The following is a 14,628-nucleotide window of genomic DNA, read 5'->3' on the forward strand; positions in this document are numbered from 1 at the left end:
TGCACCTCTCCTCTACGTAGAGACTTCCATAATATACATTGTACAACACTTCTTACCGATTATGAAAGTGAACGTACCCATTCTTCGACAAAATCAAGTGCTGCATCCAATTTTGCTGGATCTTTCCCGCCAGCTTGTGCCATATCTGGACGACCACCGCCGCCACCGCCGCAACGAGTTGCTACTTCTTTAATTAATTTTCCTGCATGGTAGCCTCGATCAATAAGATCTTTCGTTACACCAGCAATTAAGTTTACTTTGTCACCTTGTGCAGAACCAAGTACAAGAACGACAGAATCAAGTTTCTGTTTTAAATCATCTGCCATTACGCGTAAGTTATTCATGTCTGTATCTTGCACTTTTGCAACTAATACGTTAACACCATTCACTTCTTTCACATTTGAAACAAGGTTTCCAGCCTCAATGTTACTTAACTTCGCAGATAAACTTTCATTTTCGCGCTGCAGTTCTTTCGTTTCAGCTAACACGGCATCAATACGTGCTGGTACGTCTTTCAAATTCGTTTTGAGTTTAGACGCCGCTTCTTTTAAAAGCGTAATTTGATCCGCCATTAATTTGTAAGCTCCAGCTCCTGTTACAGCCTCGATACGACGAGTTCCAGCACCAATTCCGCTTTCCGAAACAATTTTGAATAGACCGATTACCGCTGTATTTGGTACGTGACAACCACCGCAAAGCTCTAAGCTATAGTCTCCAATTTGAACAACACGGACAATTTTACCGTATTTTTCACCGAATAGAGCCATTGCTCCCATTGCTTTTGCTTCGTCAATATCTTTCAAATCAATTGTTACTTCTAAGCTTTGCCAAATTTTCTCGTTTACAATCGCCTCAATTTTCTCTAATTCCTCTGGCGTAATTTGACCAAAGTGTGAGAAGTCAAAACGTAAGCGTTCTGCTTGAACAAGAGAACCAGCTTGGTTAACATGTGTACCTAGTGTATCTTTTAATGCTTGATGTAAAAGATGTGTCGCTGTATGATTCTTCACAATTTCGCTGCGGTTTGCATAATCAACGGTTGCCACAACTTGTGCATCAGCCGATAATGTTCCAGCAACGACTGTTACGCGGTGAAGATTTTGTCCATTGGGTGCTTTTTGAACATCCTGTACAGCTAATTGTACTGCTTCACTAGTAATCGTTCCTGTATCAGCAATTTGACCGCCGCTTTCTGCATAAAACGGTGTTTGATCTAAAATAATTTGAACTTCTTCGCCTTCGTGCGCTTCTGTAATAAGCTCACCGTCTTTAACGATTGCCACAACTTGCGCTTCTACTTGAAGTTTCTCATATCCAACAAATTCACTTGCAACCTTCACATCACCTAAAACGCCGCCTTGAATTTGCATAGAATCTACATCTTGACGCGCAGCACGTGCACGTTCACGTTGTGCTTCCATTTCTTTCTCAAAGCCGTCATGGTCAACAGTCATGTTTTCTTCTTCTGCATACTCTTCTGTTAATTCAATTGGGAAACCATATGTGTCATATAAACGGAACGCATCCGCACCTGGAATGATACTTTCCCCTTGCTCTTTTTGTTTCTTAATCACTTCAGATAAAATGCTCAATCCATCATGCAGTGTTTCATGGAATCGCTCTTCTTCGTTTTTCACAACTTTAGCAATAAAGTCTTTTTTCTCTAACACTTCTGGATAGAAGTCTTTCATAATTTCTCCAACAACAGGCACTAATTCTAACATGAATGGTTCGTTAATGTTGATTTGTTTTGCATAACGAACGGCACGGCGAAGTAAACGACGTAATACATAGCCGCGTCCTTCATTAGATGGGAGCGCACCATCACCTACTGCAAATGTTACCGTACGAATGTGGTCAGCAATAACTTTAAACGCTACATCTGTTTCTTTATCTGCCCCATATTTCACATCTGTAAATTGTTCAACGGCACGAATAATTGGGATAAATAAATCTGTATCAAAATTCGTTGGTACGTTTTGAACGACAGAAGCCATACGCTCAAGGCCCATACCTGTATCAATATTTTTCTTTGGAAGCGGTGTATATGTACCATCTGGATTATGATTAAATTGAGAGAAAACTAAGTTCCATACTTCTAAATGACGTTCATTTTCTCCGCCTGGATATAATTCCGGATCATTCGGGTCGTCGCCATATTCAGGTCCGCGATCGTAGAAAATTTCTGTATTTGGACCACTTGGGCCTTCTCCAATATCCCAGAAGTTTTCTTCTAAACGAATAATTTTCTCAGCCGGAATCCCAATTTTCTTATTCCATAACTCAAATGCTTCATCGTCTTCAGGATGAATGGTTACAGCTAGTTTATCTTTATCGAAGCCAATCCACTTTTCATCTGTTAGGAATTCCCAAGCCCACGTAATGGCTTCTTCTTTAAAATAATCGCCGATTGAGAAGTTTCCTAACATTTCGAAGAATGTATGATGGCGCGCTGTTTTCCCTACATTTTCAATATCGTTTGTACGAATTGCTTTTTGAGCATTTGTAATTCTTGGATTTTCTGGAATTACTCGTCCATCAAAATATTTTTTCAACGTCGCTACCCCAGAGTTAATCCATAATAAAGATGGATCTTCATGCGGAACAAGTGACGCACTCGGTTCAATGTTATGTCCTTTTTCCTTAAAAAAATCAAGATACATTTGGCGTATCTGTGCACCAGTTAAATATTTCATCTATTTTTTCCTCCTTTTAATTTTGGGCATACAAAAAACTCCCATCCCTAAAAAACAGGGACGAGAGTTAGCTCGCGGTACCACCCTGATTATGGACATCTTGCCTGTCCATCACCTTCATCTAGCCTTAACGCGGCGTAACGGCAGGTATTAGCTGCTCTCTGGACTAGCTTTCTGCTGCTCTTGATCTAAAATCCTTTCAGCCACGGGGATTTCTCTCTAGTAGACAGGGTTCAGCATACTTAATCCTTCAACGAATTGTCTTATGTATTGTATTTTATTCACTACTATTTTATTTGTCAACAAGCGGCTCCTTCTTTCTGAAATGAACACGGGCATGAAGAACAAAAACTTTTAAAATAGCAAGGATTGGAATCGATACAATCATACCGATAATTCCCCCTATTTCACCGCCTGCTAGCAAGGCGAGCATAATGAATAACGGGTGCATGTGCAGGCTTTTCCCCACAATCAACGGGGATAGCACATTCCCCTCTAAAAATTGCAAAACGAGCACAATAATCGCAACCGTAATTACCATTTTAATTGATAATGTTGCTGCAATAATAATAGCAGGAACCGCTCCAAAGATTGGCCCAAAGTATGGAATTACATTCGTAATCCCAATAATGACACCAAGCAGTAACGGATACTTCATATCAAATAACCAAAACAATAACGTAGCAGCAACTCCAATCGCTACGCATACAAATAGCTGTCCCCGAATATAGCCACCGAGCGAGGTATCGACATCACGTAAAAATGCACGACCTTGCTTACGCCATTTTTTGGGCGTAATATACCAAATCATTTTCTTTAACGACTCGAAATCTTTTAACATATAAAAAGCAATAAAAGGAATCAGCCCAATAAGCACCAAAAAATCAAGTGCTTTCATTGCATAATTCATTAAATGATTTAAAAAGGTATTCATACGTATCGCAAGTACATCCATTCCGCTTTCAATTCGTTCATGCACATCAATGGGCCAATTAGACGTTTGATATTCCAGATTTCTCATCCACATTTTATATTGTTCCATTACAACAGGAACATTTTCAGAAAGCTCTTCTACTTGATTCATCATAGTTGGAATGCCTTTATAAATCCCAACCCCTAAACCTCCAAAGAAAAGTAGATAAATAATAATAACAGACAGCCCTCGCTTCACGCCTTTTTGATGAAGCGCTTCAACAACAGGATGTAATAGATAGCTAATAAATGCACCGATTATGAAAGGGAGTAATACAACCAGCATAACGGACAAAACGGGGCCCCACATCGGCTTTAATTTCATAAAAATATAAAAAACAATAAATAAAAGCAGAATAAACCCAAGTCGATAAAACCATTTTAAGCGAATATCCACAAATGACGCCTCCTAGTTTAGTTTTTGAATCAGGCTGACGTTTCATTCGTTTATAATGGAAATTAGCAGGTTTGTGTTGAATTTGATAGGATAATCTTCATGATTGGCAAGCATTCATATAAAATACAGCCTCCATGCATAGTTGCGGAGGCTGCTTTTTATTACAACATTGCTTTTAATTTTTTTCTCACTTTTTTAATGCTTCTATTGATTGTTTTAGTGACATTTCGTTTAGCCATCTCTCGCACCTCTTTTCCCTACATGGTGAAGCGGCGATCCTGTTCCTCAAATAAATCATCTAGAGAGCTAAGACTCCCATCCTCTTCGACCTGATGTGTTGAAATAAGTCCATTAGAGAGCGACATTTCAATAAAGCAACCCCAGCAATAGTACTGGTTTACACCGATTTTCCCGACATCTTTACTGCGGCAATTCGGACATACAATTTCCACAATGGACACCTCACTGTTTTGATACTGAAACAATGATGGCATCTTTTCCACATATAGGCGGCTCTTCTGAGTGGATTAGCTTGTTTTTTGAAAAAAAACCATCCGTTGTTTCATATGCTACAATCGTGCCCATTTTTTCCAAAAAACATACATCTTGCAGCAATCCTAATTCCTCGCCTATTTCTGAAAGCATCATTCTTCCTAACATTGCATCCTTATTCAGCAGCATGTCCACTTCTGGAATTTGTTCTTCAAACTCACCGCTTACAATGACTCCATCAGGCCCAAAAGAAGATACGTCATCTAACGCTACATAGACATTTTTTTTGAACAATCTTTGCTTCTGCACAATAAGTCCTGTAATAATCCCAGCTTCAGATATACATAAATCGTTAACTATACCGATTTTTTCTCCATTTTTATCAACAACCGGCAAACCTTTTAATAAAGAAAACGTCCGCAAAGTCATCCCACCTTCTCGAACAAGTATAGTATTCATCTTCCTGTCGAGAATGATAAGCTGAAACGTTTTCCATCTTACATTAAAACAAAAATAAACGAGAAACCATGAAGGGTCTCTCGCTTACTTTCACATAGGCTCTATATTAAACAATATGGTTGATAAAACGAGTACAACAGCGTCTCATAACAAAACCTTTACATAAAGTGATACGGAGTTACGTCGCCCATGCCAATCATCGGGTCCTCATTCATTAAGCGATCAAAGTATGATTCACCTTCTTCAATAATTTTAGTATCGCTTCCTGCATGTATTTCCTGTAATTTTTCCCGCAATGTTGTCCGGCGCTGTGTTTCATCATTACGTTCCACTCCAAGTCGAAACGCTTCTTCTTCTCCACATATAATGAGAAAATCCTTGCTGCGTGTAATCGCCGTATATAATAAATTTCGGCGTAACATTCTATAGTAGCTTCGCACAACAGGTAAAATAACAATTGGAAACTCGCTTCCTTGTGATTTATGTATGGAACAGCAATACGCATGTGTGATTTGGTTTAAATCCTGCTTCGTGTACGTCACTTCAATACCCTCAAAGGAAATGACAACTTTATCTACATGATCGGTATTTTCTTTAGCAAATATAATCGTTACAATTTCGCCCATGTCTCCATTGAAAACACCTTCTTCAGGCTGATTCACAAGCTGTAACACTTTGTCACCTGTTCGATAGACGACATCACCAAATTGCAACTCACGGCGTTTTTTCTCGCTATCTCCATTTAATACTTCTTGGAGCATCTTATTCAGTATATCAATCCCAGCTGGGCCTTTATACATTGGGGCAAGCACTTGAATGTCACGTGAACTATACCCCTTTTTACGTGCATTTTGAACGACCTGCTTAATGACATCAGCCATTTGGCTCTGTTGACATCGAATAAAAGAACGATCAACTTGTTGCTTTGTCACATCATGCGGCACATGGCCTTTTTTCATTTCATGAGCAAGTTCAATAATCGAAGAACCGTCTGCTTGACGATAAATATGTTGGAGAGCAATCGTTGGAATAGCTTTTGAAGCTAGTAAATCCTTCAGAACTTGCCCAGGACCAACAGGCGGCAGCTGATCTTCATCCCCAACAAGAATAAGCTGACTATGCTCTGGCAATGCTTTCAACAATTGATGAGCCAGCCATGTATCGACCATCGACATCTCATCAATAATCACAATGCGCCCCTCAATAGGATTGTCTGCATCATGAGCAAACCCTTCGCTGCCATTCCAACCGAGCAACCGATGAATCGTCACAGCCGGCAGACCAGTAGATTCCGCCATTCGCTTAGCTGCACGGCCAGTTGGCGCAGCAAGCACAAAGGGAAACGGCTCCTCATCCTTTTTATAATCCTTTATGTTCATCGACACGCCATGAAGCTCACTATATAGCTCCACAATGCCCTTAATGACCGTCGTTTTCCCTGTTCCCGGGCCGCCTGTTAAAATAAGCATAGGCGATTGCAAAGCCGTCTGAATCGCTTCTTTTTGTGCGGGAGCATACGTCACGCCAAGACGCTCCTCCAATTCACCAAGCGCTAATAAAAACTCCGATTCTGGAAACTGGTCTTCGTACTCTGTTTGTTGGAGGAGCCGTTGAATATTCATGACAATTCCTTTTTCCGAGAAATACAAAGCAGGCAAGTAAATACGTGTTTCCTCGACAACAATCTTTCTTTCCGCCTCTAGTTTGATTATTTCTGAGGAAATATCCGTAAATTCAATGACATCACGCTTATTTTCTTCCAATAAACGTTGAACGGACTCTAATAATTCCTCCGCCTCCATGTAGACATGTCCATCCTGCATGCATTGCGTATCAAGGCAATATAGGCAAGCCGCTTTAATACGGTCTGGATGCCCCCCAGAAATCCCCAGCTGAAATCCAAGTTCATCCGCCCGTCCAAAACCAATTCCCTCAATATCCTCTACAAGCTTATATGGGTTATTTTGAATAACAGAAACCGTATCCTGTTTATACATTTGATAAATTTTCATCGAAAGCTGCGGTCCAAAACCATATTGATTCAGTGCAATCATCACTTGCTCAAGGCCTTCATTTTCAAGCAACGTATCATATAAGGCTTTTGCTTTCTCGCCTGACAGACGCGGAATATTATCCAGTACGGAAGGCTGCGCTAAAATTTTTGAAATTGCATTTTCACCAAGTGTTTCCACAATGCTTTCTGCCGTCTTCTTCCCTATTCCTTTAAACATATCGCCGGATAAATAAGCCACAATCCCTTCCTTCGACTGTGGCAAATCTTTGCGAAAATGATTAACTTGAAACTGTAGACCAAAGCGAGGATGCTCCTTCAATACTCCGTAAAAGATATACGTTTCATGCTCATGAATACGTGGGAAATAACCAGTCACGACAGCTTCCTGCTCATCATAATTCAAATTTGTTTCGTCCAAGCGAATCCGAACAACAGAATACATATTTTCCTCATTATGAAAAATCGTCACTAAGTGCCGCCCTTTCATAAACTGCTTCTCTTCCGAAAACAAATCTAAAGCCTCTTGTTGACTCAAAGCCTCTCCCACCTTTCATGACTTAAAATAACCGTTTAGTTTTCTGCTTTCATTTGTTCCATTAGTTTTTTCCCATGAGCGGCAAGCATATGATCAGCTTGCACCTCAAGCGCTTTATCAAAATAAGCAATGGCTGCATCTACGTCATCACGGTACCCTGCAAAAGCGACACCTAAATTATAGTAAGCATCAGCGTGATTCGGATCTTGTTCAATCACGATATTCAATTGATGAATCAATTCCTCATACAACTCTGCATTAGCGAGGCAAAGGGCATACTGAAAATGCGCATCTACGTCATCTTCATTTAACTCAACCGTACGTTGTAAATAAGGCATCGCCAGTTTTGCTTGATCAAGCGCCATTAAAGTCAAGCCGAGCATGAAATACGCATCCGCATTTTCCAAACCATGACGAAGCGCTTTTTCAAACATATCTTTCGCTTCTATTAATTTATCACTTTCATAATATAAATTGCCAAGTGAATAATAGGCCGCTGCTGCCTGTTCATCTATTTCAAGTGCTCTTTTATAAAAACGAATTGCCTTTTCATAATCACCAACTGCCGTCAACACATTTCCAAAGTTAATATACGCAACTGGATCTTTCGGATTTTCCTCAATTGCTTCATTAAAAACCTTCGCTGCTTCCTCATATTTTCCTTCTTGCATGTATTGAATTCCTTGTTGATTTTTATCCATTCATTTCACGCTCCTAATTTTCTATAGAAAGTATACCATAAGGCTTTACCAAATAAAGTCCCCAACCGTAAACAGTTGGGGACCTTCCTTATATTACCCTACATACGTTAATTTTTCACCATGTTTAAACACTTCATCAATCGTGCCGCCGCCGAGACAGACATCCCCATCATAAAACACGACCGCTTGTCCAGGGGTAATCGCACGAACAGGTTCAGCGAAAACAACTTCAACATCGCCCGTTTCCAGCACTTTTACAGACACAGGGCTGTCTGTTTGACGATAGCGGAATTTAGCCGTACATGTGAATTCTTTCGCTGGTGCTTGATTGGCAACCCAGCTCATTTTCACTGCCTTCAAAGAAGTCGAATACAACAAATCATTATCAAAACCTTGGCACACATATAGAATATTGCGTTTCAGGTCTTTTCCAGCAACAAACCAAGGCTCGCCGCTTCCGCCGATTCCAAGGCCATGACGTTGGCCGATTGTATAATACATCAACCCATCATGTTTGCCCATCACTTTTCCATCCATCGTCATCATTTCACCAGGCTGCGCCGGCAAGTACTGACTCAAAAACTCTTTAAAATTGCGCTCCCCAATAAAACAAATACCAGTGGAGTCTTTTTTCGCTGCTGTAGCAAGTCCAGCTTGTTTGGCAATTTCACGCACTTCTTTTTTCTCAATATGCCCTAATGGGAACATTACTTTTTCCAATTGTTCTTGAGTTAATTGATTTAAGAAATACGTTTGGTCTTTATTATCATCGATACCGCGAAGCATTTTGTACTCGCCATCTCTAAAGGCTACTTGAGCATAATGACCTGTTGCTAAGTAATCCGCGCCAAGACTAACAGCATGCTCTAAAAATGCTTTAAACTTAATTTCTTTATTACACATTACATCCGGATTTGGTGTTCGTCCTGCTTTATATTCTTCTAAGAAATACGTAAATACTTTCTCCCAGTATTGCTTTTCAAAATTGACCGCATAGTAAGGTATGCCAATTTGATTGCATACCGCAATAACATCGTTGTAATCTTCGGTTGCCGTACAAACTCCATTGTCGTCTGTATCATCCCAATTTTTCATGAAAATCCCGACTACATCATAGCCTTGTTGTTTCAGAAGCAGGGCTGCAACAGAAGAATCCACCCCACCTGACATGCCGACAACGACACGCGTATCTTTTGGTGCTTTCTTCATTCTTGTCACCTCTTTATTTATCAACCAATCTGCTCACGATTTTCACCGTTTCGTCTGCAGCTTGTTTTATTTCTTCGTTCGTATTGTTTAAACCAAAGCTAAAGCGGATGGAGTTTTTCGTCCGCTCTGAATTTTTGCCAAACATCGCAACAAGCACATGCGATGGATCAATAGAACCCGCCGTACATGCCGAACCGCTGGAAACAGCAATTCCCGCTAAATCTAAATTTACGAGCAGCGATTCCACATTCGTCCCTGGAAAACTAACATTCAATACATGTGGCAGCGATGCTTCTAATGAGCCGTTAAGTTGATATTGTATACCACCTTCTTCAAAACGAGCAAGCAAGATTTCTTTAAATGTACGATACTTCTCCGCTTTTTCTGCCATCGTCTGTTGCGCAATCTTCACCGCTTCGGCAAATCCAGCAATTGCTGGAACACTTTCCGTTCCAGCACGGCGCTTCCGCTCCTGTTCCCCGCCATGAGCATGCGGTTGCAGCTTCACACCTTCACGAACATATAAAAAACCAATTCCTTTTGGTCCGTTAATTTTATGAGCTGATACACTTAATAAATCAATATGAAGCGCATTTACATCAATGGGAACTAAGCCATACGCTTGTACAGCATCGGTATGAAAATAAGCTTGATGTTCTTTTAAAAGAGCACCAATGTCAGCAATTGGCTGAATCGTACCGACTTCATTATTTCCATACATGATAGAAACTAAGATTGTATCCTCTCGAAGAGCTGCTTTTACATCAGCCATCGAAATAAGCCCCTCATTGTTAACAGGTAAATAAGTAACCTCAAAGCCTTTTTTCTCTAAATACTGACTCGTATGCAAGATTGCATGGTGTTCAATTTCAGTCGTAATAATATGCTTTCCTCTCGCCTTGTTTGCCTCAGCAATACCAATAAGCGCTGTATTGTCCGCTTCCGTCCCGCCGCTTGTGAAGATAATCTCGTTCCGTTCAGCTCCAATGCTTGCAGCGATACTCACTCTTGCTTCATCTAAAACATGGCGTGCTTGACGCCCAAACGCATGAATACTCGACGGGTTACCAAACTCACTTTTCATCACTGTCATCATCTTGTCTATTACATTTGGATGCATGGGCGAAGTCGCAGCATGATCTAAATATATTCTGTTCACTTTGTCGCCTCCAAAAAATCTAAACGCACCATTACAGGTGGCATATTTTAATTTGTCTCAACAATGATATAAAGCACCGTTATCACAACAGTGCTTAAAAAAACTACCTCTTGTTTTCATTTTAAATATAGTACATATAAGAGCCTTGCTCACCTGTATCTTTATAGTTCGCCAAGTCCAATAATGTCGTATTATCTAATACATCTTTTACAGCATCGCGAATGCGAATCCAAAGTTGGCGTTTTACCGGCTCTTCATCTTCAATTCCTTCCACCGGAGAAATCGAACCTTCTAAAACACGAATAATATCTCCAGAAGTAATTTCCTGCGGTTCTCGTGATAAAATGTATCCTCCATATGCACCACGAATACTCTTCACTAGTCCCGCATTACGAAGCGGCGCAATTAACTGCTCCAAATAATGCTCCGATAAATCATGTGACTGCGCAATCGATTTTAAAGATTTTGGACCTTCACCATAATGTTTAGCTAATTCAATCATAATAGTTAAACCATAACGGCCTTTAGTTGAAATTTTCATTTTCATACACCTCAAATTTTTTCCGTAACTTTAAACTGATGAAATTATAGCATATTCCCATTGGAAATGCATACTTTGACTCCTCGTGTTGTCAATTATTCACATCAAATAAGTTGGAAAATCAACAGAATGCCTTCAATCATTACGTATGATTCTCAAGTTATGTTACTGTATATAGGAAGGAGTGAAGAAGATGCCGATTCAACCACTAGCCTTTCGTATGCGTCCGCGCACAATCGATGAAATTATCGGTCAACAGCATCTTGTGGGAGAAGGAAAAATCATTCAACGTATGGTTAAAGCGAGGCAGCTGTCTTCGATGATTTTATACGGTCCGCCAGGGATTGGTAAAACATCCATCGCAAGTGCCATTGCAGGAAGTACAAAATTTGCTTTCCGTACCTTAAATGCTGTCACAAATAATAAAAAAGATATAGAAATTGTAGTCGCCGAAGCGAAAATGTCGGGAAAAGTCATTTTACTTCTGGATGAGGTACATCGTCTTGATAAAGCGAAACAGGATTTTTTGCTTCCTTATCTTGAAAACGGCATGATTACATTAATCGGAGCAACAACAAGCAATCCATATCATGCGATTAATCCCGCCATTCGCAGTCGGTGCCAAATATTCGAATTACATGCACTCGAAGCAGCAGAAATTATTCAAGCCCTGCAGCGTGCCTTAGCAGATGACCAACGCGGTCTAGGTACGTATCAAACAAACGTCACACCGGAAGCACTTGCTCATTTTGCTACCGCTTCAAACGGCGATGTGCGCAGCGCTTTAAATGCCTTAGAACTCGCTGTAATCTCAACTGAACCAGACACGGCTAATATTGTAACAATCGATGTAAAAATTGCTGAAGAATGCATGCAGAAAAAAAGCTTCTCTCATGACAAAGATGGCGATGCTCATTACGATGTCATTTCTGCATTCCAAAAATCGATTCGCGGGAGTGATGTTCATGCTGCGCTCCACTATCTTGGTCGTTTAGTAGAAGCAGGCGATCTGACAAGCATTGCCCGTCGCTTAATTGTCATCGCCTATGAAGATATCGGTCTCGCTAACCCTCAAGCTGGTCCACGCGCATTAGCTGCAGTAGAAGCAGCCGAAAGACTCGGATTTCCTGAAGCACGCATTCCACTTGCCAATTCTGTTATTGAACTATGCTTATCACCAAAATCGAATTCAGCTATTTTAGCTATTGACCATGCTCTTACAGATATCCGTTCAGGACATAGCGGTGATGTACCAAATCACTTAAAAGATGCACATTATCAAGGTGCCAAAGAACTCGGACGAGGCATTGATTATTTATATCCGCATAATTACGAAAGCGGATGGGTCAGACAGCAATATTTACCGGATAAATTAATAGATAAAAAATACTATACACCTAAAAAAAGCGGTAAATTCGAACAAGCTCTCGCCTCTGTGTATGAAAAAATCGAAAAAAGTTCAAAAAGATAAGAAAAGTGTACGGCGCCTGCAGCTAGACATCAAAACGTATTGAAGTTTTTATACTTACCTTTTAAATAAAAGAGGCTGCTTAAAAAACAAGCAGCCTCTTTTATTTGCCTTTTTCTAAGTAAGCTATATTGCACAATAAAGCATAATAGCAACAACTATCAATCTAATTACAATGACCCTAATAAAATAGTTAGTGATGAAATCAGGATTACTGTAAACAATAGATAAGAGGCAATAAAAATTTTCTTATTTCGCAATTTTCTTTCGTAAGCTTCTTCAGCTGTAATCCAACGTTGTTTTGACATCAATAATAACTCTCCTTACGTTTGATGATAACTGGCTGACTTTACCGCAGGTAGAAGTCCCTATAGCTTTGCGTCATTACTTTTCAGCAATTTTGCCTTTCTTCTAAAATGAATATCGGCTTTTGCATACAAATGTTTAATAGATTTATGAGCGGAATTTTAAAAGATTAGGATAATGACGGAAGCTTGTCTTATCAACAATGCATATATTATAGGGAAAATGGATATAAAGGAGGTTTGTAATATCGTGACATTCGCCGAAGAATTATTTATAACTGGGTTCTATGAACAACCACTAAGGGAGAGGTAAGCATGCTTGACTTTACAAGCTTATTAACCATTTTAGCCTTTTTATTTACAATCGTGTTTGTAATGTGGCGGCCAAAAGGGGTAAACGAAGCTGTTCCAGCAACGATTGGCGCTTTTTTCATTTTGATGACAGGCAGTGTTTCTATTTCAGACCTATGGCAAATCAGTGAAACCATTGGCGGTGCAGCCATCACTATTATAGCAACAATTGTAATGGCGATAGTTTTAGAGAGTTTTGGTTTTTTTAAATGGACAGCTGAATTATTAGCCCATCAAGCAAAAGGTTCTGGGATTCGCTTATTCTGGTATGTCAATCTCTTATGCTTTCTCATGACGCTATTCGTGAATAATGATGGTAGTATTCTCATTACAACCCCGATTCTCATTCTCCTACTCAATAATTTAGGTGTGAAGCATCATCAGAAGATTCCGTACTTGTTATCTGGTGCCCTCATTGCAACTGCCTCAAGTGCTCCAATTGGTGTCAGTAATATCGTCAATTTAATCGCGCTCAAGATTGTTGACATGGATCTATACATGCAGACTGCCATGATGTTCGTACCTGCGACAGTCGGTTTATTATTCCTTGTTCTGCTTCTATTTCTTGTCTTTTATAAGAAGCTGCCAAAAGTGATTCCTACGAAAGTGACAGGCATAGTAACTGGTCCATACCACCCTCTTAAAAATTCCACATCTTTATTAACCAAGCAAAATACTCGTTTTATGCTTAAAATTCTTCTATTTGTATTAATCGTTCGGATCAGCTTATTTATAGCCTCTTACTATGGCATTCCTGTCCCGATTATGGCGGTACTCGGCTCTGCTGTCCTACTGGGATGGCGTTGGTTTTATTTAAAAGTACCACCAATTGATGTGCTAAAAAGAACACCTTGGTATATTCTTGTCTTTGCCTTTAGTATGTATGTCGTAATCTATGGATTGCATAATATCGGTTTAACAATGTTGCTGATTAAAATCATGGATCCAATCGTTTCTGGGAGCTTACTGCATGCCAGTGTCATGATGGGTGGATTATTATCCGTTCTCTCAAATATTTTTAATAATCATCCAGCATTGATGGTCGGTACGTTAACATTAATGAATATGAATCTCGATCCACTCACATTAAAAGTCTCTTACCTAGCAAACGTAATCGGCAGCGATATGGGATCACTTCTTCTCCCTATGGGAACGTTGGCCACCATTATGTGGATGCATATTGTCAAAAGCAACGGAATCAAAATTACGTGGAGACAGTATACGAAGGTAACCTTTATCGTCATTCCCCCTGCTACACTTTTAACTTTAGTTCTCTTATACTACTGGGTATCTTGGCTATTTTAACAACAACATTTTATAAAAGAATAG

The 14,628-nt window shown here is 39.8% G+C and carries 12 protein-coding genes, 1 riboswitch and 1 other annotated feature; of the genes, 2 read left to right on the plus strand and 10 right to left on the minus strand.

Going from position 1 to position 14,628, the window contains the following annotated elements:
* Positions 1-59 precede the first annotated feature (59 nt).
* From alaS to cymR, 9 genes are all read right to left on the minus strand, one after another.
* The gene (alaS, locus tag D1953_RS12065; protein WP_119117442.1) at positions 60-2,696 is read right to left on the minus strand and encodes an alanine--tRNA ligase; all 2,637 of its coding nucleotides are present in this window, start codon (positions 2,694-2,696) and stop codon (positions 60-62) included.
* A 53-nt stretch (positions 2,697-2,749) separates the two neighbouring features.
* Positions 2,750-2,959: a binding site (T-box leader), on the minus strand.
* Positions 2,960-2,988: 29 nt separating this feature from the next.
* On the minus strand, positions 2,989-4,065 hold the full coding sequence (locus D1953_RS12070; RefSeq protein ID WP_119117443.1) for an AI-2E family transporter: 1,077 nt from the start codon (positions 4,063-4,065) through the stop codon (positions 2,989-2,991).
* Between the two features lie 257 nt (positions 4,066-4,322).
* Positions 4,323-4,559 carry a hypothetical protein gene (locus tag D1953_RS12075; protein WP_119117444.1) on the minus strand — a complete coding sequence of 79 codons (237 nt, stop codon included), beginning with the start codon at positions 4,557-4,559 and terminating at the stop codon, positions 4,323-4,325.
* Positions 4,528-5,016 carry a PRC-barrel domain-containing protein gene (locus D1953_RS12080; RefSeq protein WP_245980092.1) on the minus strand — a complete coding sequence of 163 codons (489 nt, stop codon included), beginning with the start codon at positions 5,014-5,016 and terminating at the stop codon, positions 4,528-4,530. The genes D1953_RS12075 and D1953_RS12080 overlap by 32 nt, the downstream gene beginning before the upstream one ends.
* Positions 5,017-5,174: 158 nt before the next feature.
* Positions 5,175-7,517: an SF1B family DNA helicase RecD2 gene (gene recD2 / locus D1953_RS12085; protein ID WP_425454272.1), complete on the minus strand. Its 2,343-nt coding sequence runs from the start codon at positions 7,515-7,517 to the stop codon at positions 5,175-5,177.
* Between the two features lie 83 nt (positions 7,518-7,600).
* The gene (locus tag D1953_RS12090; RefSeq protein WP_119117447.1) at positions 7,601-8,266 is read right to left on the minus strand and encodes a tetratricopeptide repeat protein; all 666 of its coding nucleotides are present in this window, start codon (positions 8,264-8,266) and stop codon (positions 7,601-7,603) included.
* A 93-nt stretch (positions 8,267-8,359) separates the two neighbouring features.
* Complete coding sequence (mnmA, locus tag D1953_RS12095; RefSeq protein WP_119117448.1) at positions 8,360-9,475, minus strand: tRNA 2-thiouridine(34) synthase MnmA; 1,116 nt, start codon at positions 9,473-9,475, stop codon at positions 8,360-8,362.
* 13 nt (positions 9,476-9,488) lie between these two features.
* Positions 9,489-10,634 (minus strand): cysteine desulfurase family protein, encoded by a 1,146-nt coding sequence (locus tag D1953_RS12100; RefSeq protein ID WP_119117449.1) that lies wholly within the window; start codon positions 10,632-10,634, stop codon positions 9,489-9,491.
* A gap of 121 nt (positions 10,635-10,755) precedes the next feature.
* Positions 10,756-11,175, minus strand: coding sequence for a cysteine metabolism transcriptional regulator CymR (gene cymR / locus D1953_RS12105; protein WP_119117450.1), 420 nt, complete (start codon positions 11,173-11,175; stop codon positions 10,756-10,758).
* A gap of 193 nt (positions 11,176-11,368) precedes the next feature.
* Between cymR and D1953_RS12110 the strand changes: the two genes are divergently transcribed.
* Entirely contained in the window at positions 11,369-12,646 is a 1,278-nt protein-coding gene (locus tag D1953_RS12110; RefSeq protein ID WP_119117451.1) for a replication-associated recombination protein A, read from the plus strand.
* Positions 12,647-12,813: 167 nt separating this feature from the next.
* Here D1953_RS12110 and D1953_RS21275 read toward each other — a convergent pair whose 3' ends face one another.
* Positions 12,814-12,951 carry a hypothetical protein gene (locus D1953_RS21275; RefSeq protein ID WP_182480591.1) on the minus strand — a complete coding sequence of 46 codons (138 nt, stop codon included), beginning with the start codon at positions 12,949-12,951 and terminating at the stop codon, positions 12,814-12,816.
* 23 nt (positions 12,952-12,974) lie between these two features.
* Positions 12,975-13,058, minus strand: a riboswitch (cyclic di-GMP riboswitch).
* A 205-nt stretch (positions 13,059-13,263) separates the two neighbouring features.
* Here D1953_RS21275 and D1953_RS12115 point away from each other — a divergent pair.
* Complete coding sequence (locus D1953_RS12115; RefSeq protein WP_119117452.1) at positions 13,264-14,604, plus strand: arsenic transporter; 1,341 nt, start codon at positions 13,264-13,266, stop codon at positions 14,602-14,604.
* Positions 14,605-14,628 lie beyond the last annotated feature (24 nt).

Source organism: Peribacillus asahii, assembly GCF_003570725.1.
Taxonomy (GTDB): Bacteria; Bacillota; Bacilli; order Bacillales; family DSM-1321; genus Peribacillus; species Peribacillus asahii.